We start from the raw sequence: 19,341 nt of genomic DNA, 5'->3' as shown, positions 1-19,341 counted from the left end.
CAGAGCGTCCTGCCGGGGTCGAGGCGCGCGTCGCACGGCCAGTCAGCCGGAGCCACGGCATAACAGAAAAGGAGGTTGGGATAAATGATTACTTTGACTAGCGGATGGATGTACTTCGTCGCCGTCACCCCGGCCTCTGACGCTGAATCGCGCCCAAATTTCAGTCTGACTGCCTCCTGACCCTTCCCGCCGCCGCCAGGTCCCTGACCTAGGAAGCGAAGCCAAGGCGATACCGGCACTCCCCTTCCCGGGAGTTCCGTGACAGTGGACTGACCAGGCGGAACCACGCGGTTGCGCAGCATCCCCAAAGTTCGGAACCCAGCTTCTTGTTGGGGTTGCGGCACCCTGCGTCCAAGGGCCTCCCTTCGCTTTTGCGAAACCGTTTAATTAGCGCCGGGCATTTCCCTCCCCAATTACGGCCTTTTCTTCCTCAATTCACAGAGGCCCTAATTGGCATGCCCAATTACCCCCGTTCCCGCAGTACCAATGAAAGGTCCATCGTGACAATTGCCAGCACCACAGCCCGACCGCGCAGCACGAACCGGCGGCGGGAGGTGACCACCATGAAGCAGAAACTCCAGAGCATACTGCGCCGGGCCCTCAAACCGGCCCCACGGCACACAACGCTGTTCAACGGACAACTCCTCGACCAGAAGCGTGAAGACGTCTACGTTGTCATGCACCAGATGGGCCTCATCCGCTGAGGCAGGTCCCGGCATCGAAGGAGGAACCGATGACTGACATTGGAACCGATCCGCAAGGAGCCCACGCGGCGACGCGTGGGCTCCCCCGCTTAAGCACCCGTTCAGCCGCCCGCCCGGCGCAGCACCGGCACCCGCAGCCGCCCCGGTAAGCTCGGGGACATGCAGGAGACTAAGCCGCCGGAGCACCGCAGACGTGTCCGACTGGTCATTCCAAGCCGCAGCGACCCCCTGCTGAGGAACTTCACGGAGCTGATCGGTGGACCCATGGGCCGCCGCTCTGCCCCCGGCATCGTCTCCCCCGGATTTTTCACCGTCGAACGCGTCCTGATCCTGCTTACCGTTCTGGCAGCCGCGATCGGCGTCCTGCTCAAGTCCTACTGCCGCGGCAACGGCTGGGAAACCCCGGGCCAGTTCTATGCGACCTGCTATTCGGACTTCCCGGAACTGTTCAAGAACCGCGGCCTCGGCGAAGGTGCCTTCCCCTTCGTCACACAGGGAACGTTCTTCGAGTACCCCGTCCTCATGGGCTTTATCGCAGGCGCCACGGCCCTGCTGGTGCCCGGCGAGGGCGTCTCGGCCAGCCGGATCCTGGCCTACTTCGACGTCAACGCCGCCCTGATCCTGGCCGTCTGGATCGTTACGGTCCTGGCCACGGCACGGATGGCCCGCCGTCGGCCCTGGGACGCGGCCATGGTGGCGGTGGCCCCCGGCCTCATTCTGGCCGGCACTATCAACTGGGACATGTGGGCTGTTGGGCTGCTGGCCCTGGGCATGTATTTCTTCTCCCGGAACAAACTCGTGCTGGCCGGGATCTTCATCGGGCTGGGCACCGCAACGAAGCTCTACCCGGTGCTGATTCTTGGCGCAGTCCTGCTGCTGGCCCTGCGGACCGGGAGGATCCGGGCGGTCCTGGTCACAGCCGGCGCCGCCGCCGCCGCATGGCTGGCCATCAACCTCCCGGTTGCCGCCGTCAACCCGGAAGGCTGGAAATACTTCTACCAGTTCACCGAGGACCGGCCCGCGGGCTACAGCTCGCCCTGGTTTGCGTACAACCTCGTCGCGGGGCGGCTGGGCTGGCTCCCCCTGCAGCCCGAGGCGATCAACACCCTGGCCTTGAACATCTTCGTGCTGGCCTGTGGGCTGATCGGCGCGCTGGCCCTGGCCGCGCCCCGGCGGCCCAGGCTCGCACAGCTCGTCTTCCTCATCGTTGCCGCGTTCATCCTGACCAACAAGGTCTACTCACCCCAGTTCGTCATCTGGCTCATCCCGCTGCTTGCCCTGGCCCGGCCGCGCTGGCGCGATTTCCTGATCTGGCAGACCTTCGAGGCGCTGCACTGGGCGGCCGTCTGGATGTACCTCGGACAGGTGACGAGCGGCGGCGTCTCCCAGCACAATATTGATATGCCCTACTACGTCCTGGCCGTGGTCTCCCACATGATTGCGACCGGCTACCTCATGGCGCGGGTGGCCTGGGAGATCTGGGACCCCAGCCACGACGTCGTCCGCCGGTACGGGATGGATGATCCCCAGGGCGGGCCGTTCGAAGGGGTCCCGGACCGGCTGCGGGTGGACCTGCTGCGGCCCGCGGCATCCGTGCTCCCTTGGCGGAGGGCGTCCGCGGATGCCTGATGTCGCTGTCGTCGGATCAGGACCGAACGGGCTCGCCGCGGCGGTGACCCTCGCCCGCGCCGGACTGAAGGTGCACGTCTACGAGGCGGCGGCCACCCCGGGCGGGGGACTGCGCACCACGGAACTCATGGAGCCCGGCCACTTTCACGATGTCTGCTCGGCGGTGCACCCGATGGCCCTGGCCTCGCCGTTCTTCCGGGAGTTCGAGCTGTCCCGGCGGATCCGCCTGGAGATCCCCGAGGTCTCCTACGGAACACCGCTGGACGGCGGCCGGGCCGCGCTGGCGTACCGCTCCCTCGAACGCACCGTAGCCGGCCTGGGACGCGACGGCCGCGCCTTCGGGCGGCTGATGGCCCCGCTCGTTCAGCGCGCGGACGGCATTACGGACCTGACGCTCAACCAGCTCCTGCGGATACCGCACGACCCGGTGGCGGCCGCCCTGTTCGGAGCCCGGGTCCTGGAGCAGGGCTCACCGCTCTGGGGGCTGCGGTTCCGGGAGGAGCTGGCGCCCGCGCTGCTGACCGGGGTCGCCGCGCACGCTGTGGGGCAGCTCCCGGCCCCCGCTCCGGCCGGAGCCGGGCTCATGCTGGGGACTCTGGCCCACACGGTCGGCTGGCCCGTCCCGGTCGGCGGCTCCGCGGCGATTGCGCAGGCCATGGTGGCGGACATTGAAGCGCACGGCGGGGCGGTGGAAACCGGCGCCCGGATCGGATCCCTGGCGGAGCTGCCCCCGGTCCGCGCCACGCTGCTGGACGTGGCGCCGCCCGGGCTGCTGCGAATGGCGGAAGGCAGGCTCCCCGACCGCTACCGCCGCGCCCTTGAGTCGTTCCGCTTTGGAAACGCGGCCTGCAAGGTCGACTTCATCCTGTCCGGCCCCGTGCCGTGGGCGGCACCCGGGCTGGCCGACGCCGGCACGGTCCACGTGGGCGGCACCCGTGCGGAGATGGCCGAGGCGGAAAACCTCGTCGCCGCAGGGCGGCATCCGGAACGGCCCTATGTCCTGGTCTCCCAGCCGTCGGGCTTCGACGCCGGACGGGCGCCCGGGGGCCGGCACATCCTGTGGAGCTACTGCCACGTGCCGGCCGGATCCACCGTGGACATGGCGGAGGCCGTGACGGCCCAGCTGGAGCGCTTCGCGCCCGGATTCCGCGACCTTGTCCTCGGCCATCACGTCACAACGGCGGCTGAACTCGGGAAGTACAACGAGAACTATGTCGGCGGGGATTTCAGTGCCGGCCTGATGGACCTCCGCGGCATCATCCGGCGGCCCGTCCTCAGCCCGGTCCCCTGGCGGACCCCGCTGCGCGGCGTCTACCTCTGTTCCTCCTCCACCCCGCCGGGGCCCGGCGTGACAGGCATGCCAGGATTCCACGCCGCCAGATATGCCCTCAGGGACATATTTGGCCTGGGGGTGCCGTCCCTCCGGATCTAGGGGGCGTCTGCTGCATCCCGGGCGCGGGCCTCAGGCCAGGGCAGGACTGACCGGCTGCAGGGCGGAGAGCCTGCCATCACGCATGCTGGCGACCGTATCCGTCAGCGGGACGAAGCCGGTGTCGTGGGTGACCATCACCGTCGCGACGCCGAACTCGTCCGTGACCCGGCGCAGCAGCCGCACAATCGCCTCGCTGCGGTCGTGGTCAAGGGCGGCTGTTGGTTCATCCACCAGCAGCACGGCAGGATCCCCCATCAGGGCCCGGGCGATATTGACCCGCTGGCGCTGGCCACCGGAGAGTTGGTGGGGCCGTTTCCCGGCCGCCGGGGCCAGTCCGACGAGATCCAGGAGCGCGGCGGCACGGACCATGGCCGCCCTCGCCGGGTTGCCGCGCAGGTGCTCCCTGATCACCAGCTGCTCCAGCGCGGTCAGGGACGGCAGCAGGTTCGGCTGCTGGAAGATGATGCCGATCTGGTCCCGGCGCAGCGTCGTACGCTCCGCCCCGGACAGTCCGCCCGCATCGATCCCGCCGATCATCACGAGCCCTGCCGTGGGCCTGACGAGAGTAGCCGCAACGGCCAGCAGGGAGGACTTCCCCGACCCGGAGGGGCCGACAAGGGAAAGGAATTCCCCCCGGGCGAGCTTCAGGGTGACGTCGTCAAGTGCTTTGAGGGTGCCGTCGCCATCGGGGTATTCGAGGGTGACGTTGACGAGATTCAGGGCGGTGTTCACGGTGTATGCCTTTCATGGAATGTTTGAGTGCGGTGCGGAACGGGGCTAGTTGCCGCCCAGGGCCAGGAGTGGATCGACCCGGGTGATGCTCCGGACCGCCACGGCAGCGCCCGCCAGTCCGAGCACCACAATGCCCGCCACGGGCAGCAGGGTGGTCTGCGGGGTCAGCAGGAACGGGGCCGCCCCGGCGGCGACGACGCCGCCGGCCACGCCGGCGGCACCCCCGGCCGTGGCTCCTGCCAGGAGCACGAACGCCGCCTGGACCATCGCGTCCTTGAGGACGTAGCCGGAGGATCCCCCGAGGGCCTTGAGGACCGCGATATCCCGGGTGCGCTGCACGGTCCACACCGTCAAGAAGGCCACGATGACCAGGGCAGAGATCCCGTACAGGAACGCCTGCATGAGCAGCAGGGAGCCGTTTTCGCTTTTGTAGGATCCCAGGGCCTGGAAGGACCCGTCCCGGGTGGTGCTGACGGTCCCGGCCGCTGCGTTGGCGGCATCGACGTCGAGCGCCTGTCCGTCGTCGGCGGTGACCGCGATGACGGTAGCGGCGGCATCAGTGCCGGAGATGCGGGCCAGCGTCCGCCAGTCGCCGAGAGTGGTCCAGACAACACCGGTGTGGGAGTACCACTGGTCCGGGACGACGGCGGAGACAGTGAGCTCGGTTCCGCCCACCGTGGCGAGACTGCCGGCATTCAGTTGGAGTTCCTCGGCGAGGCTGCTGCCGATCACGACCGTTCCCTCGGCGACGGGGGCCGGCGCCAGACCTGCGCCCTCCGTGCCGAAGACAGCAACGCTGGCCGTCCCGGAAGGGGCGCCCGCGGGGCCGATCGCCTGGAACCGGCTCTGGCTGATGCCCAGCAGCTCGGTGTGCGCGACGCCCTCCCGGGAGTCCCACTCGGACCATTGACCGCGGGTGACCTCGGACTCGGTAAACGACGCCTTGGCGCTGTCTCCGGCGGGTGCTCCAAAGACAATCTGGTCCGCAGGGAGTGCGGCGAGGGCCGATGTCGACTGGTTGCCCAGGCCGGCGGTGAGTCCGGAGAGCAGCACGAGCAGCAGGGTGATGAGTGCGACGACTCCGCCCATCAGAATAAAGCGTCCTTTGGCGAAGCGGAGGTCTCGGAGAGCGAGATACATGGCAGTCCCTTTCTTAGGGTTTGAGGCCTTGTTTCAAGCCTCCCGCTGCAGCACGCCGCCGGCATCGCCCGCCCGGTGGGGACTGCCGGCCGGAATGGGTGACCGGCGGGTCAACCAAAAGGTTGATCGTGGCCCGCCGGACGTCGGTCCGACCGGAATCGGCCCGCCCCGGCACTACGCTGAAAGCATGGATGACAAGGCCAGCAGCGCACCTGCAGGGACCGCCACCGCCGGCACCCCGGATGCCGCGGTGATACTGCGCGTCCTGCGGGTGTGCCTGCACAGCGGCTTCGCTGTCCTGCTCCTGGTTGCCGTGGTGCGGCTGCTGGGAGCCGGTCTGCAGGGCACGGGCTGGCTCGCCCTGGGCCTGGCGCTGATTCTGGCGGCGGTCTACCTGCTGGGCACCGTCCTGGAGAAACGCCACTCCACAGATCCGTCCCGGTTCGATCCGCGGCCCTATGCGCACCTGTGGCTCGGGGCCGTCTGCCTGCTCTGGCTGCTGTTGATCTGGGCCAGTGCCGACTTCGTCTGGCTGGCCTTCCCGCTCTTCTTCCTGCAGCTGCACGTGCTCCCGCTGCGGCTGGCGCTGCCGGCGATCGCGCTGAGCACGGTGCTGGTCATCGTGGCGCTCTGGTTCCACAACTCCGGGGCGGATGGCGGCGCCCTGCAGTTGCCGATGGTGCTGGGACCGGCGTTCGGGGCGGCCTTTGCCGTCGTTACCGGGCTGGCGTACCGGGCGCTCTACCTTGAAGCCGAAAAACAGCGGCTCGCCGCCGAGGAGCTGCGCCGCACCCGCGCCGAACTTGCCCGCAGCCAGCACGATGCCGGCACACTGGCTGAGCGGGCACGGCTGGCCCGCGAAATCCACGACACCCTGGCCCAGGGTTTCTCCAGCATCGTGCTGATGGGCCGCTCGGCGGAAAAGTCCCTCGATGACGGGGACACGGCCACGGCCCGGGACCGGCTCCGGACGGTCCAGGAGACCGCCTCGGCCAATCTGGCCGAGGCCCGAAACTTCGTCCGCGGCCTGCAGCCCCCCGCCCTTGCGGAGCATCCGGCGGCGAAGCCAGCGGAGACCCCGGCGGAGACCCCGGCGGGAAACCCGCCGGAGGATCCCCTGGTCAGCAGCCTGCGCAGGCTCTGCGAAAAGACCGAAACCGAGGCGGCCGCCCGCGGCACCCGGCTGCGCTGCCGCTTCGACCTTGAGGGAACCCCGGTGGATCTGCCCAACCCGTACCGCACCACCTTGCTGCGGGCCGCGCAGTCAAGCCTCGCGAATGTGTGGGTGCACGCCCGGGCGGGCACCGCCGTCGTGACCCTGTCCTTTCTGGGCAGCGAAGTGGCGATGGATATTTTCGACGACGGCGCGGGCTTCGACCCCTCGGCGGTCACGGATGCCGCCGGGCGCCCCGACGGCTCGGGCTACGGGCTCAAATCGCTCCAGGAACGGGTGGCCGCGCTGTCCGGCAGCCTGGACATCGAGTCCGCGCCCGGAGAAGGCACGGTGGTGGCCATCCGGCTCCCGCTCGGGGACTCCGCGGGGCGGAACCCGGCGTGAACGACATCCGCGTCCTGTTGGTGGATGACCACCCGGTGGTCCGGGCCGGGCTGAGGGCCATGTTGGGCGATTTCGAGGGCCTCACCGTCGTCGCCGAGGCGGCCGACGGCGGCGCAGCCCTCGCCGAGCTCTCCCGGCTCCACACCCTCGGCGAGCCGGTCGACGTCGTCCTGATGGATCTGCAGATGGGCGCCGGCATGGACGGTGTCACGGCGACGGGCAGGATCAAGGCGGGCGAGGCCGGCCAGCCCGCCCCTCCTGTCCTCATCCTCACCACCTACGACTCCGACGCCGATATCCTCGCAGCAGTGGAAGCCGGAGCGAGCGGCTACATGCTCAAGGACGCCCCGCCGGAGCAGATCCGCCAGGCGGTGCTCTCCGCCGCAGCCGGCCAGACCGCGCTGGCCCCCGAGGTGGCCGCCCGGCTGATGGGGCGGATCCGCAATCCCGAACCTGCCCTGTCCGCCCGCGAAATCCAGCTGCTGGAGCTGCTTGCCACGGGACTGGGCAACCGGGCCATCGCGAAGCAGCTGTTTATCTCCGAGGCAACGGTCAAGACGCACCTTGTGCACATCTACGGGAAGCTCGGCGTGGACAACCGGACGGCGGCGATCTCCGTGGCCGCGCAGCGCCGGATCATCCGGCGCTTCTGAGCCCCTTCGTCGCGTTCCTGCCCAGTTACCCCGTCGGGCGGTGTGGTCCGCGGCGGGAAATCCCCGGAATTCCGCGGACCTGCCGGCCTCCGGTGGAGTCCACTCCGGAGTATCCGGGCGGGAGCGTCGGACCAGGAGAACTTTGTGACAGCGGGTTTGTCTGCGGCTCGGGGCATAATGGCGCGGTGGGGAAAATATCAAGAATTTCAATTGTCCTTGTTGGTCTTATTCTGGGCGCCTCGCTGGTGTCCTGTGACGACGGCAGCGCTGGCGCGCGCGATGCCGCGAAGCAGCTTGCGTCCGCCGTTTCGGCGCTCGACGTCGGCTCCGTCGCCTTTGACGGCAAGGACGCCGGCGCCGCGAATGAGCAGCTCAACGAGGTGTTCAAGGCGCTGGACCCGGCCAAGCCCGCGGCGGAAAGCGGCGAGCTGACGCTGGATTCCGGCACAGCCACGGTCCCGCTGAACTACACCTGGAAAATCGGCTCCGGAGAGTGGAAGTACACCACCTCCGCCGAGCTCAAGAAGTCCGGCGACCAGTGGCTGGCCGTCTGGAACCCGGCCACCCTGGTCCCCGGGCTGGCCGCAGGGGAAGTCCTCGGTACCTTGTCCCAGTCCCCGGCGCGGGCGGAGATCCTGGGCGCCGGCGACGCCAAACTGGTCACCTACCGGCCGGTCGTGAACGTCGGCATCGACAAGCCCCTGCTGGCTTCGGCCGATCCGGCGGCGTCCGCCGCCGAGCTCGCCCAGCTGGTGGGAGTGGACCCCGCGGCCTACACCCAGCAGGTCCAGGCGGCCGGCCCGGAGGCCTTCGTCACCGCCATCACCCTGCGCGAGGACGGGCGGACCATCACCGACGATCAGATCGGCGAGATTCCCGGCGCCCGGGCCATCAGCGATTTCCTCCCCCTGGCGCCCACCCGCACTTTCGCCCGCGCCCTGCTGGGCACCGCCGCCGAGGCGAATGCCGAACAGATCGAGAAATCCGGCGGTGCGCTCAACGCCGGGGACACCACGGGCACCGGCGGCCTGCAGCAGCAATACGACGCGCAGCTGCGCGGCAGCAACGGAATCCAGGTCTACGCCGAAAAGGCGGGCCTCACGGCCGAGGAACGGCAGGCCCTGCCCAACGGCGGGCGCCGGGCGCTCTTCCAGCTTGAGATGAAGGCGGGAACGCCGCTGAAAACAACGCTGGATCCCAACCTTCAGCAGCTGGCCGAGGACATCCTGGGGAAGGTGGGCCCGGCGTCGGCCATTGTGGCGCTCCGGCCCTCCAGCGGCGCCGTCCTGGCCGCCGCCTCGGGACCGGGCAGCAACGGTTACGACACGGCGCTGCTGGGGCAGTACGCCCCCGGATCGATCTTCAAGATCGTGGACTCCCTGGCCATGATCCGCAACGGTATGACCCCGGAGTCCACGGTGGAGTGCCCGGCCACCCTGACCGTCGACGGCCGGACCTTCAAGAACGCCGAAGGCTACCCGGCCTCCTCGCTGGGATCCGTGACGCTGCGCGATGCCTTCGCGCACTCCTGCAACACCGCCTTCATCAACGCCCGCGACACCGTCAGCCAGGCCCAGCTGGAAGCCGCCGCCACGTCCCTCGGCGTCGCCGTGGAAGCCCCGGCGCTGGGGGCCGGCGCGTTCCTGGGCTCGGTTCCGGGTGAGGCCACCGGGACCGAACATGCCGCCTCGATGATCGGCCAGGGCAAGGTGCTCATGTCCCCGCTCGCCGCCGCCATCATGGCGGGCTCGGTCGCCAAGGGGGCGCCAGTGTCGCCGCAGCTCGTGCTGAACCCGGGAGCCGATGAGGCGGCAGCCGCCGGCACCTCCGCCACCCCGTCCGCCGGCGCCTCCGCCGGTTCTACGGCGTCAGCTCCCGCCCCGGCCCCGGCCTCCGGCACCCCAGTCACCGCCGCTGAGGCCGCCGCCCTGGCGGACATGATGCGTGCCGTGGTCACCTCCGGGCACACCGGCTTCCTCGCCTCCGTCCCGGGCGCCCCGGTGGCCGCGAAGACGGGAACCGCCGAGTTCGGCAGCGACAACCCGCCCAAGACCCACGCCTGGATCGTGGCCGTGCACGGGGACCTCGCCGTCGCCGTGTTCGTCGAGGAAGGCGGGCTGGGCGCCACCGTCTCCGGCCCGCTGCTGAAGGAGTTCCTCACCGCCGCGGGCTGACGCCGCCGACGGGCCGCAGCGGCGGCCGTGGGAGGATGGAAGTGTGGCTCATATTGACGTTTCCAACATCGATTACTTCCTCTCCGACGGCACGCAGCTGCTCAACGGCGTGACCTTCAAGGTCCCCGACGGGACCAAAACGGCGCTGATCGGACCCAACGGAACCGGCAAGACGACGCTGTTCCGGATCATCTCCGGCGACCTCATCGCCGACGAAGGTGTGATCGGCCGATCCGGCAACATGGGCATCATGCGCCAGTTTGTCGGCCAGGTCCGCGACGAATCCAGCGTCCGCGACCTGCTGGTCTCCGCCGCACCGCCCGCCCTGGCGGCCGCCGCCCGCACCGTGGATGCCGCGGAGCTGGCCATGGTGGAGCACGACGACGAGCCCACCCAGATGGCCTACGCTCAGGCCATCGTGGACTGGGGCGACGCCGGCGGGTACGACGTCGAGACCGTCTGGGACGAAGTCTGCATGGCCGCGCTCGGGCTGCCCTTTGACCGCGCGCAGCACCGCCCGGCGTCGAGCCTCTCCGGCGGCGAGCAGAAGCGCCTGGTGCTCGAGGCGCTCTTCGCCGGCCCCGATGAGCTGCTGCTCCTGGACGAACCGGACAACTACCTCGACGTCCCGGGCAAGCGCTGGCTGGAGGCCAAACTCAACGAGTCGAAGAAGACCGTGTTCTTCATCAGCCACGACCGGGAACTGCTGAACAATGCCGCGGGCCGCATCGTGACCCTCGAACCGGGCATCAACGGCGCCGGCGCCTGGATCCACGGCGGCGGCTTCGGCTCCTACGTGGACGCCCGCGCGGACCGGAACGCCCGCTTCGAGGAGCTCCGGAAGCGCTGGGACGAGGAGCACGTGAAGCTCAAGGAACTCGTCAACATGTACAAGAACAAGGCCGCGTTCCGCTCTGACATGGCCAACCGGTACCACGCCGCGCAGACCCGCCTGGCGAAGTTCCTCGAAGCCGGCCCGCCCGAGGCGCTGCCGATCGAACAGAACGTGCAGATGCGGCTCAAGGGCGGCAGGACCGCCAAGCGCGCCGTCGTGGCCGAAAAGCTGGAACTCACCGGGCTGATGAAGCCCTTCTCCACCGAGGTCTGGTTCGGCGACCGCGTCGGCGTCCTCGGCTCCAACGGCTCCGGCAAAAGCCACTTCCTGCGCCTGCTCGCGACCGGGGGCACCGACCCGGAACGGGAGCACCTGCCGGTGTCCGACGTCGACATCGCCGAAGTCCCGCACGAGGGCACCGTGAAACTCGGCGCCCGCATCCGCCCCGGTTTCTTCGCCCAGACCCACATCCGGCCCGACCTCCTGGGCAAGACCCTGCTGGAAATTCTGCACCGCGGCGACGAACACCGCTCGGGCATGGGGCGGGAGGCCGCGGCCGGCGCGCTCGACGGCTACGGCCTGGCGCCGCAGTCGGAGCAGAAGTACGAATCGCTCTCCGGCGGGCAGCAGGCCCGGTTCCAGATCCTGCTGCTGCAGCTCTCCGGCGCCACCCTGCTGCTGCTCGACGAGCCCACGGACAACCTGGACCTGCACTCGGCCGAGGCGCTCGAGCGCGCCATCGACCACTTCGAGGGAACGGTCCTGGCCGTCACCCACGACCGCTGGTTCGCCCGGACCTTCGACCGCTTCCTGGTGTTTGGCTCCGACGGCAGGGTCTACGAATCGGCCGAGCCCGTCTGGGACGAAAAGCGCGTCGAACGCGTCCGCTAGCCAACACACACCGCAGGGTCACCGGCCGCCTATGAATCGCTCGGGAAGGGGTACGTGACCCCGCGGTGCTTGCCGGGCGGGCCGGGCTACTCCGGCAGCAGCCCGGACGGCTGCTCGGCCTCCGGCCCGGCGGTTCCCCCCATGGCGGCGACCAGCCGTTCCCGGGCGCGCCCGAGGTGCTCGTCGAGCAGTTCGGCCGCGGCCTCGCCCTGCCCGGCCTCGATCAGTTCAAGGATTTTCTGGTGTTCGGCCCGGATCAGCGCGGTGTCCAGCAGGTGCAGGGACTGGACCCGGACCATGCACAGCCGCACCTCGCCCACGAGCGAGCGGTACATCCTGCTGATCCGTTCGTTGCCCACGGCGTCGATCAGGCTGGTGTGGAACCGCATGTCGGGTTCGACGACGTCGAGCGGAGCGCCGGACTGCACCGCCGCGATGTCGCGGTTGGCCTGCACCGCCGCTGCCGGCACGTCCCGGGTGCGCGCAAGCCGGCGGAGCACTTCACTTTCCAGGTACGCGCGGGCCAGGTAGATGTCCCGCACCGAGTCCGGGCCGAGTTCGACCACCCGGGCGGTTTTGTGGGTCCCCCGGTCCAGCAGTCCCTCGGCCACGAGCTTCTCGATGGCGGCCTTCGCCGTGGGCCGCGCCACGTCGTAGGAGGACGCGACCTCGGACTCCGTCAGGGCATCCCCGGATCCCAGTTCGCCGGCAAAGATCCGGCTCCGCAGGTCCGCGGCGACCGCGTCCACGATCGAGACTGCTGCAATTCGCCCGGCCACCGGAGCTCCCTTCCCGCCAAGAGTTTCTTGATTCACTCCCAATCTTGCCAGACAAGCCAACAAGTCTCTCTTGACGATCATGTGTACTTGTTAGACAATCAAGGGGCGCCACGGTGTTGTGACGCCTAACACAATCTGGAGAACTCATGTTTGAGCAGATACTCGACCCCATAGCCGGGTCCCTTGTGATTTCAGCCCTTTGCGCGGCCCTTCCCCTCGTCCTGCTCTTCGTCCTCCTGGGCGTCTTCAAGGTCAAGGCCCCCGTCGCTGCCCTGGCCGGCCTGGCCCTCTCGCTCGTGCTCGCCATCGTCGGCTGGCAGATGCCGGTGAACCAGGCGCTGAGCGCCACCGCGGCCGGGATCTTCTACGGCCTGTTCCCGATCCTGTGGATCCTCGTCAATGCGCTCTGGATCTACCGGCTCACCGTGGCCACCCCGTGGTTCGAAGTGCTGGGACGCACCATCCGTTCCATCTCGAACGACCTCAGAATCCTGTCCATCCTCATCGCCTTCTGCTTCGGCGCCCTGCTGGAGTCCCTGGCCGGGTTCGGCGCCCCGGTGGCGATCTCCGCCGCCATGCTGATGGCTGCCGGCATGAAACCCATGAAGTCTGCCGTGGTCTCGCTGCTGGCCAACACCGCACCTGTGGCCTTCGGCGCGATGGCCGCGCCCATCATCGCCCTGAACGGTGTCACGGGCCTGCCGCTGCAGGATCTGTCCTCCATGGCCGGACGCCAGACGCCGTTCATCGCCCTGATCGTTCCGCTGCTGCTGGTGTTCATCGTCGACGGACGGCGCGGCGTGAAGCAGACGTGGCCCGTGGCCCTGGTGGCCGGCGTCGCCTTCGGCGTGGCCCAGTTTGTCACCTCCAACTACTTCGCCGTGGAGCTCACCGATGTTGTCGCCGCCGTCGTGACCGTGGCCGCCGTGCTGCTGATGCTGAAAGTCTGGCAGCCGAAGGAGATCGTAGGGGTCGATGGTGGCGTCGAAGGTGCGGTCGAGGGCGCCCCGACAGCTGCCCACGCCGCCGTCGCCGTGACGGCCGGATCGCCTGGCGGCGGGTCCGCCGGACACACTTCCGGCTCCGGCGCAGGGTCCGGCGCCGACGCCGGACGTGCCGCGGGGACCACGGTGCCCACCGACAACTCCCGGCCCGAACCCCGGCAGATCTGGATGGCGATTGCCCCCTACCTGATCATCATCGCGGTGTTCTCGGTGGCCCAGCTTCCGTTCGTCAAGACCTGGTTGAGCCAGGTCGGCAGCGTGACGTTCGCCTGGCCCGGCCTGGAGATCACCGATTCGGCCGGCAAGCCGGTCGCGGCCACCAAGTTCAAGCTCGACCACCTCAAGGCGACCGGCACCCTTCTGCTGTTCTCCGGGCTGCTCACCATGGTGCTGTACAAGGTCAGCGCGTCGCAGGGCCTGCGGATCTACCGGGACACCCTGGTCCAGCTGCGCTGGACGATCGTCACCGTCACGGCCGTCCTGGGCCTGTCGTTCGTGATGAACCTCTCCGGCCAGACCACCACCCTGGGCTTCGCACTGGCCTCCGCGGGCGGCTTCTTCGCCATCCTCTCACCGCTGATCGGGTGGATCGGCGTCGCACTCACCGGGTCCGACACGTCCTCCAACTCCCTGTTCGGCCAGATGCAGGCCACCGCAGCGGAGCAGACCGGCCTGTCCCCGGTGCTGATGGCCGCCTCCAACTCCTCCGCCGGCGTGATGGGCAAGATGCTGTCCCTGCAGAACCTGGCCGTTGCCGCCGCCGCGGTCGGCCTGGACGGTGCGGAGGGCACGCTGTTCCGCAAGCTGATCGGCTGGAGCCTGGGCCTGCTGGCGCTGATCACCGTGCTGATCTTCCTGCAGTCCACCCCCGTCCTGGGCTGGATGGTCCCCTGATGGCCCCCCTGGATCTGGCGGCCCTCCGCTCGGCGGTGCACGACCCCGCCCAGGTGAAGACCCGGGCCATCGACCTGCACGCGAACGCCCATGATGCCTCGCATTTCCTGCTCATCCCGCAGGCCGTCGTCACGGCCGGGAACGCCGCCGAGGTCGGCGGGCTGCTGCGCGCCAGCGCCGCCCAGGGCGTGCCGCTGACCTTCCGCTCCGGCGGGACCAGCCTGAGCGGCCAGGCGGTCACCGACGGCGTGCTCGTGGACGTCCGCCGCAACTTCCGGGACATCGAGGTGCTCGACGACGGCGCCCGGGTCCGGGTGCAGCCCGGCGTCACCGTGCGGGCCCTCAACGCCAGGCTTGCCCGCTACGGCCGCAAGTTCGGCCCCGATCCGGCGAGCGAGGCGGCGTGCACGGTCGGCGGCGTCGTGGCCAACAACTCCTCCGGCATGAACTGCGGCACCGTGGACAACACCTACCGCACCCTGGAGTCGCTCACCGTGGTCCTGCCCTCCGGCACGGTCATCGACACCGGGGCGGCGGACGCCGACCAGAGACTCCGCGCCCTCGAGCCGGACCTCTACGAAGGACTGGCCCGGCTGGCCGCGCGGGTCCGGGCCAACGCGGACTCCGTGCACCGGATCCGGCAGCAGTTTTCCATGAAGAACACCATGGGCTACGGACTGAACTCCCTGCTGGACTTCCGGGCCCCGGTGGACATCATGGCCCATCTCATCGTCGGCAGCGAAGGCACCCTGGGCTTCGTGGCCGAAGCGGTTTTCCGCACCATTCCGCGGCTGCAGCACGCGGCCGCGGGCCTGCTCGTGTTCCCGGACCTGGAGGCCGCCAACGCGGCCCTGCCCGCGCTCGTCGAAACCGGAGCCGCCACCATCGAGCTGATGGACGCCCTGTCACTGAAGGTGGGCCAGACACTCAAGGGAACGCCCGCCGTCGTGCAGGACCTCGCGGTCCGGGACCACGCCGGCCTGCTCGTGGAATACTCCGCCGGCAGCGCCGGACACCTGGCGGAACTCCGGGGCCACGGCGAAGGCATCCTCCCGGGCCTCGGGCTGTCCGCCCCGGCCCGGTTCACCGGCGACGCCCGGGAACGGGGGCAGCTCTGGCAGTTGCGCAAGGGCCTCTACGCCTCGGTGGCCGGGGCCAGGCCCCAGGGCACCACCGCGCTGCTGGAAGACATCGTGGTCCCGGTCCCGGTGCTGGGCCGCACGTGCCGGGAACTGATCCGGCTCTTCGACAAATACAACTACAGCAACAGCGTGATCTTCGGCCATGCCAAGGACGGCAACGTCCACTTCATGCTCACCGACGGGTTCGCCACCGCGGCCGAGCTGGAGCGCTACAGCGCCTTCACCGAGGACATGGTGGACCTCGTCCTGGCCGAGGGCGGATCCCTGAAGGCCGAGCACGGGACCGGGCGCGTTATGGCCCCATATGTCCGCCGGCAGTACGGCGACGAACTCTACGACGTCATGCGCAGCATCAAGCGGCTCTTCGATCCTGCCGCGATGCTCAACCCGGGTGTCCTGATGGATGAGGATCCGCTGGCGCACCTGCGGCACATCAAGACGGCGCCGCCCGTCGCCGAGGAAGTGGACCGCTGCGTCTCCTGCGGCTACTGCGAGCCGGTGTGCCCCAGCAAGGACATCACCCTCACGCCGCGGCAGCGGATCGTCACGCTGCGCGCCATCGAATCGGCCCGGCTGGCCGGGGACACGGCGCTGGTCAGGGAACTGGAGAAGGACTACGAGTATGAGTCCGTGGACACCTGCGCCGTGGACGGGATGTGCCAGACCGCCTGCCCGGTGGACATCAATACCGGGTCGCTCGTGAAGCGTCTGCGGAAGGCCGACGCCGGTCCGGTCGCCAACGGGGCGTGGAACGCCGCCGCCAAGTACTGGGAAGGCGTCACCCGGGGTGCCTCGCTGGCGCTGACGGTCATCGACAAGCTCCCGATCGCCGCCGTCGCCCCGCCCAACAAGGCCGCGCGGGCGGTGCTCGGAGCGGACACCGTGCCGCTGTATTCCGCCGAGCTGCCGGGCGGCGGATCCGTGCGGAAGCGTCCGACGCCGGCAGGCGCGGTTGACGCTGTCTACTTCCCGGCCTGCGTCGGCACCATGTTCGGGCCCGCCGGGGCAGCCCAGGGCGCCGGGGGACACGGCGTCCAGTACAGCTTCGAACAGCTCTGTGCCCGGGCCGGGCTCACGCTCCTGGTCCCGGACGGCATCGACGGCCTGTGCTGCGGCACACCCTGGTCCTCGAAGGGCATGGCCGCGGGCCAGGAGACCATGCGGGAGAAGACGCTGGCCGCCCTCCGGGTGGCAACCCGGGGCGGCGAGCTGCCCATCGTCTGCGACGCGTCCTCCTGCACCGAGGGCCTGCGCCAGGCCGTGGAGTCGGACGTGCCCGCGGCCGGGCAGCGTGCCCTGCGCATGGTGGACGCGGTGGACTTCGCCGCGGAACGGATCCTGCCCCGGCTTCCCGCCCACGGGAAGCTGGAGTCGCTGGCCCTCCACCCCACCTGCTCCTCCACCCGGATGGGCCTCAACGAGGCCCTCGATGCCGTCGCCGGGGCCGTGGCCGAGCGTGTCGAGGTCCCGGAAAACTGGGGCTGCTGCGCGTTCGCGGGCGACCGGGGCATGCTGCACCCCGAACTGACGGCGTCGGCCACGGCGAAACAGGCCGCGGAAGTAGCGGACATGGGCGCCGCCGCGCACGCCTCGTGCAACCGGACGTGCGAACTGGGCATGACCCGGGCCACGGGCGCCCAGTACCGCCACGTGCTGGAACTGCTGGAGGAAGTCACCCGCTGAAACCGGACGCTTCCTCAGATCCTGCACGGAAAACGCCAACCCTCCCTCAGCTGATGAGAGAGGGTTGGCGACATTCGCGCAGGAAATGATTAAGTGATCACGATCCGTTAGCATTTGTTCATGAGCACTGAGGAGCGCCACCGCCGCATCGGCGAGCTTTTGCGCCACCGGGAACAGGTGTCGGTGGATGAGCTTATGGCCGAATGCGGCGCTTCCGGCGCGACGATCCGTCGTGACCTGGAGGTCCTGGCGCTCCATGGCGTTCTCCGCCGCGTCCACGGCGGGGCCCGGAGCCTGGTGCTGCGCGGCGAGAACCCGGAATACGGGCAACGCGAGATCGAGGACCACGACGCCAAAATCCGGATCGCGGCCGGCGTCGCCGCCCTGCTGCAGGACCGCCGCCACGTCTGGCTGGACAGCGGCACCACGGCCACCGAGGTGGCCCGGCAGCTGCGGCAGCGCGACCTGACCCTGATGCCGATGTCCCTGCGGGCCGTCAACGCGCTGACCGAGGGCGGCCCGGCCGCCGGCCGGCATCCCGAACTGCTGCTGCCCGGCGGAAGCCTGATCGCCGGGGAGCTGTCCTTCCGCGGGCCCATGACGGAATCCAACATCCGTTCGCTGCGGTTTGATACAGCCGTGCTCACGCCCTGCGCGCTGAACCTCGGGGACGGGCTCCTGGCCCATGACCTCGACGATGCGGCCGTCAAACGTGCCGGACTGGAATCCGCGGGCAGGGTGATCGTCGCCTGCTCCGGCAGCAAGTGGAACGCCAGCGCGGTCGCGCTCGTCGCGCCGCTGGATGCCGTGGATGTCCTGGTCACCGACAAACAGCTCAGTACCGAAGAACTTGCCCAGCTCACCCAACACTCGGTGGAAGTAGTGATCGTATGACCAAGACGGCAACCCGCCCGCAGCTCAACGCCGCAGCCGCGGCAACGTTCCTGATTTTCGGGATCAACGGGCTCGTGTTCGCCAGCTGGGCCGCCCGCATCCCTGCGGTGACGGACATCCTGGACATCTCCTCGGGGCAGATGGGGACCCTGCTGCTGTGCGTGGCGGCGGGCTCGCTGATCGCACTGCCCACCGCCGGCCATGTAGTGGGCCGGATCGGGACGGCCAATGCGGTGCGGGCCGCCGGCTTTGTCGCCGCCCTGGCCGGCGTCGGTGTCGCGCTGGCACTGCTGGCCGAGTCCGTCCCCGCGACCGCCGTCGCGCTGTTCTTCTTCGGCATGGGCATCGGGCTCTGGGACGTGTCCCAGAACATCGAAGGCGCCGACGTCGAACACCAGCTCGGGCGCACCATCATGCCGCAGTTCCACGCCGCCTTCAGCGGAGGTGCGTTCCTGGGCGCCCTGATCGGCGCCGGACTGGCGGGCCTCGGCGTCGGGCTCCCGGCGCACCTGCTGGTGATCGCCGCCATCGTTGCCGTCGTGACCCTGGCCGCGCCGCGCTACTTCCTGCCGCACCTCCCGGCGCCCGTGCCGGTGGCCGGCGAAACCAGGGAACCCAAGGGCCGCTCGGCCTGGCGGGACGGACGGACTTTGCTGATCGGCGTCGTGGTGCTGGGCGCGACGCTCACCGAAGGCGCCGGCAACGACTGGATCGCGAAAGCCGCCGTGGACGGCCTGGACGCCACGGAATCGACCGGGGCACTACTGTTCGCGGCCTTTGTCCTGGCCATGACCGCGGTGCGCTTCTTCGGCGGCCGGGCGATCGACGCCTACGGCCGGGTGCCTGTGCTCCGTGCCAGCATGGCTGCCGCCGCCGCAGGGCTGGGGCTCTTCGTCCTGGCCGGTGACATCTGGACGGCCACGGCCGGCGCGGTGCTCTGGGGAGCGGGGGCCGCCCTCGCATTCCCGATGGGGATGTCGGCAGCGGCCGACGACCCCAAGCACGCACCCGCCCGCGTCTCGGTGGTCTCCACGATCGGGTACGTCGCGTTCCTGGCCGGTCCGCCGCTGCTGGGCTACCTCGGCGACCTGATCGGAATCCGGCTGGCCCTGCTGGCCATCATGATCCCGATCCTGGGTGCGCTCCTGCTCGCCGGCGCCGCGAAGCCCTTGCGCTCCAGCTAAGCAGGCGGCGGCG

Annotated in this window: 14 protein-coding genes; 11 read left to right on the top strand and 3 right to left on the bottom strand. The window is 69.5% G+C overall.

What is annotated here, in order from left to right; genetic code table 11:
- The first annotated feature begins 563 nt into the window (after positions 1–563).
- The 3 genes from AC06G6_RS20145 (at position 564) to AC06G6_RS20135 (ending at position 3,765) form a co-directional block, all read left to right on the top strand.
- Positions 564–704, top strand: coding sequence for a hypothetical protein (locus tag AC06G6_RS20145; RefSeq protein WP_479825115.1), 141 nt, complete (start codon positions 564–566; stop codon positions 702–704).
- Positions 705–863: 159 nt separating this feature from the next.
- Positions 864–2,333, top strand: coding sequence for a glycosyltransferase family 87 protein (locus AC06G6_RS20140; RefSeq protein ID WP_479825113.1), 1,470 nt, complete (start codon positions 864–866; stop codon positions 2,331–2,333).
- Positions 2,326–3,765, top strand: coding sequence for a phytoene desaturase family protein (locus AC06G6_RS20135; RefSeq protein WP_479825111.1), 1,440 nt, complete (start codon positions 2,326–2,328; stop codon positions 3,763–3,765). Before AC06G6_RS20140 ends, AC06G6_RS20135 begins: the two co-directional genes overlap by 8 nt.
- Before the next feature lie 30 nt (positions 3,766–3,795).
- Here AC06G6_RS20135 and AC06G6_RS20130 read toward each other — a convergent pair whose 3' ends face one another.
- Positions 3,796–4,497, bottom strand: coding sequence for an ABC transporter ATP-binding protein (locus AC06G6_RS20130; RefSeq protein ID WP_479825108.1), 702 nt, complete (start codon positions 4,495–4,497; stop codon positions 3,796–3,798).
- Positions 4,498–4,542: 45 nt separating this feature from the next.
- Entirely contained in the window at positions 4,543–5,637 is a 1,095-nt protein-coding gene (locus AC06G6_RS20125; RefSeq protein ID WP_479825106.1) for an ABC transporter permease, read from the bottom strand.
- Positions 5,638–5,824: 187 nt separating this feature from the next.
- Here AC06G6_RS20125 and AC06G6_RS20120 point away from each other — a divergent pair, with 187 nt between their 5' ends.
- From AC06G6_RS20120 to AC06G6_RS20105, 4 genes are all read left to right on the top strand, one after another.
- A complete protein-coding gene (locus AC06G6_RS20120) occupies positions 5,825–7,195 on the top strand; it encodes a sensor histidine kinase (protein WP_479825104.1) in 1,371 nt (456 codons plus the stop codon).
- The gene (locus tag AC06G6_RS20115) at positions 7,192–7,848 is read left to right on the top strand and encodes a response regulator (RefSeq protein WP_463900534.1); all 657 of its coding nucleotides are present in this window, start codon (positions 7,192–7,194) and stop codon (positions 7,846–7,848) included. The genes AC06G6_RS20120 and AC06G6_RS20115 overlap by 4 nt, the downstream gene beginning before the upstream one ends.
- 185 nt (positions 7,849–8,033) lie before the next feature.
- A complete protein-coding gene (locus AC06G6_RS20110) occupies positions 8,034–10,022 on the top strand; it encodes a penicillin-binding transpeptidase domain-containing protein (RefSeq protein WP_479825102.1) in 1,989 nt (662 codons plus the stop codon).
- A gap of 43 nt (positions 10,023–10,065) precedes the next feature.
- A complete protein-coding gene (locus AC06G6_RS20105) occupies positions 10,066–11,748 on the top strand; it encodes an ABC-F family ATP-binding cassette domain-containing protein (protein WP_479825100.1) in 1,683 nt (560 codons plus the stop codon).
- An 86-nt stretch (positions 11,749–11,834) separates the two neighbouring features.
- On the opposite strand, the gene AC06G6_RS20100 is transcribed toward AC06G6_RS20105, so the two are convergent.
- A complete protein-coding gene (locus AC06G6_RS20100) occupies positions 11,835–12,527 on the bottom strand; it encodes a GntR family transcriptional regulator (protein ID WP_479825098.1) in 693 nt (230 codons plus the stop codon).
- Between the two features lie 146 nt (positions 12,528–12,673).
- Between AC06G6_RS20100 and AC06G6_RS20095 the strand changes: the two genes are divergently transcribed.
- From AC06G6_RS20095 to AC06G6_RS20080, 4 genes are all read left to right on the top strand, one after another.
- Complete coding sequence (locus tag AC06G6_RS20095; RefSeq protein WP_479825096.1) at positions 12,674–14,425, top strand: L-lactate permease; 1,752 nt, start codon at positions 12,674–12,676, stop codon at positions 14,423–14,425.
- Complete coding sequence (locus tag AC06G6_RS20090) at positions 14,425–17,250, top strand: FAD-binding and (Fe-S)-binding domain-containing protein (RefSeq protein ID WP_479825094.1); 2,826 nt, start codon at positions 14,425–14,427, stop codon at positions 17,248–17,250. Before AC06G6_RS20095 ends, AC06G6_RS20090 begins: the two co-directional genes overlap by 1 nt.
- 120 nt (positions 17,251–17,370) lie before the next feature.
- Complete coding sequence (locus AC06G6_RS20085) at positions 17,371–18,144, top strand: DeoR/GlpR family DNA-binding transcription regulator (RefSeq protein ID WP_479825092.1); 774 nt, start codon at positions 17,371–17,373, stop codon at positions 18,142–18,144.
- Positions 18,141–19,328 carry an MFS transporter gene (locus tag AC06G6_RS20080; RefSeq protein WP_479825090.1) on the top strand — a complete coding sequence of 396 codons (1,188 nt, stop codon included), beginning with the start codon at positions 18,141–18,143 and terminating at the stop codon, positions 19,326–19,328. The genes AC06G6_RS20085 and AC06G6_RS20080 overlap by 4 nt, the downstream gene beginning before the upstream one ends.
- The last annotated feature ends 13 nt before the right edge of the window (positions 19,329–19,341 follow it).

This window comes from Arthrobacter sp. CJL-S3 (genome assembly GCF_056711635.1).
Note: the sequence above shows the minus strand (reverse complement) of the source record. Positions and strands in the feature narration are given on the sequence as shown.